The sequence below is a fragment of the Rhodococcus sp. R1101 genome, assembly GCF_000278445.1.
GTDB classification, from domain to species: domain Bacteria; phylum Actinomycetota; class Actinomycetes; order Mycobacteriales; family Mycobacteriaceae; genus Rhodococcus; species Rhodococcus gordoniae.
This window is the reverse complement of the sequence record NZ_AJVB01000626.1, coordinates 1-1,876: the sequence shown is the minus strand read 5'-3', so window position 1 is coordinate 1,876 and position 1,876 is coordinate 1. Positions and strand designations below refer to the sequence as shown.

Annotated in this window: 1 protein-coding gene; it reads right to left on the bottom strand. The window is 69.4% G+C overall.

The window, feature by feature from the left end; translation table 11 throughout:
* Positions 1-1,845: non-ribosomal peptide synthetase (locus R1101_RS28230; RefSeq protein WP_332307019.1), on the bottom strand; the 1,845-nt coding region annotated here is incomplete at its 3' end.
* Positions 1,846-1,876: the final 31 nt, after the last annotated feature.

The following is a 1,876-nucleotide window of genomic DNA, read 5'->3' as shown; positions in this document are numbered from 1 at the left end:
ACGGTTGAGGAACCACATGCGTTGCTGCGCCAACGACAACGGCACCCGCTCCGGACGCTCCCGCGCCGACAACACCACAGTCCCGGCCCCGGCACCGGCGGTCTCGGTACCCAGACGAGCCGCCAACTCCTGCACCGACGACGTCTCGAACACCACCGGCACCGCCACCCGATACCCCAACCGCGCCGACAACCGCGCCACCAACCGCGTCGCCGCCAACGAATTACCCCCCAGATCGACGAACGAATCATCCAACCCGACCCGCTCGACCCCCAGAACCTGCGCCACCTCCTCGGCCACGGCCACCTCGACCACCGACCGCGGCGCCCGATACTCCGCCACCTCGAACACCGGCGCCGGCAACGCCGCCCGATCCACCTTCCCCACCGGCGTCAGCGGCACCTCGTCGAGCACCGTCACCGACGACGGCACCATGAACCCCGGCAACACCTCCCCCACCGACGCCCGCACCCGCACCGGATCGAGCACCGCCCCCGCCTCGGGCACCACATACGACACCAACACCGACTCCCCCGACGCCGACACCACCCCCACCGTCACCGCGAACCCGACCCCCGGCACCGCCGACAACACCGCATCGATCTCCCCCAACTCGATCCGGAACCCCCGGATCTTGACCTGGAAATCACTGCGCCCCACATACTCGAACACCCCATCACCGCCCCGACGCACCAGATCCCCCGTCCGGTACATCCGACCACCCGGAGTGAACGGATCGGCCACGAACCGCGCCGCAGTCAACCCGAACCGACCGTGATAACCCCGCGCCACCTGCGCCCCGGCCACATACAACTCACCGACCACACCCTCGGGCACCGGACGCAACCGCTCATCGAGCACGAACGCCCCCACCCCCGCGATCGCCGACCCGATCACCACCGGCGCATCGGGCACCAACTCCGCCGACGACGTCGCCAGAATCGTCGTCTCCGTCGGACCATAAGCATTGAAGAACCGCCGCCGACCCGGCACCGACCACCGCCGCACCAGATCCGGAGTGAACGACTCCCCCGCCACCACCACCACACGCAGAGCATCCAACCCGACAGGATCCATCGACCCCAACGCACCCGGCGTCATGAACACATGCGACACCGACTGCGCGGCAATCACATCCGCCAGATCCGGACCACCACCGACCCCCGCCGGCGCCACCACCACCGTCGCCCCCGCCGAGAACCCCACCCCCAACTCGAGCAACGACACATCGAAACTCGGCGAACACACATGCAACACCCGCGACGAGGAATCGACCCCGAAATGCTCACGCTCGGCCGCGATCACCCCACCGACACCGGCATGCGAGACCACCACACCCTTCGGCCGCCCCGTCGACCCCGAGGTATAGATCATCCACGCCGCATCCGACGGCTCGAGCGACCGCACCCGATCCGCATACGAGATCGGCCGCGACGACAACCCCCGCACCTGCGCCGCCACCGACACCTCATCGACCGCCACCACCGGCACCGACCCCGCCGCCCCGGCCACCACCGGCGCCACCGACGACACCGTCAACGCCACCACCGCACCCGAATCGGCCACCATGAACTGCACCCGCTCGGCCGGATAACCCGGATCCACCGGCACGAACGTCGCCCCCGACTTCGCCACCGCCCACAACACCACCACCGACTCGAGCGACCGCGGCACCGCCACCACCACCGCATCCCCCGGCCCCACCCCACGACCGATCAACCACCGCGCCCACCGCGACGACACCGCATCGAGCTCCCGATACGACAACGACCGAGAACCCTCCACCACCGCCACCGCATCACCGGCCGACTCCACCGCCGACACCAACAACTGCGGCAACAACACACCACGACGACCACGCCCACGCCGCTCCGGG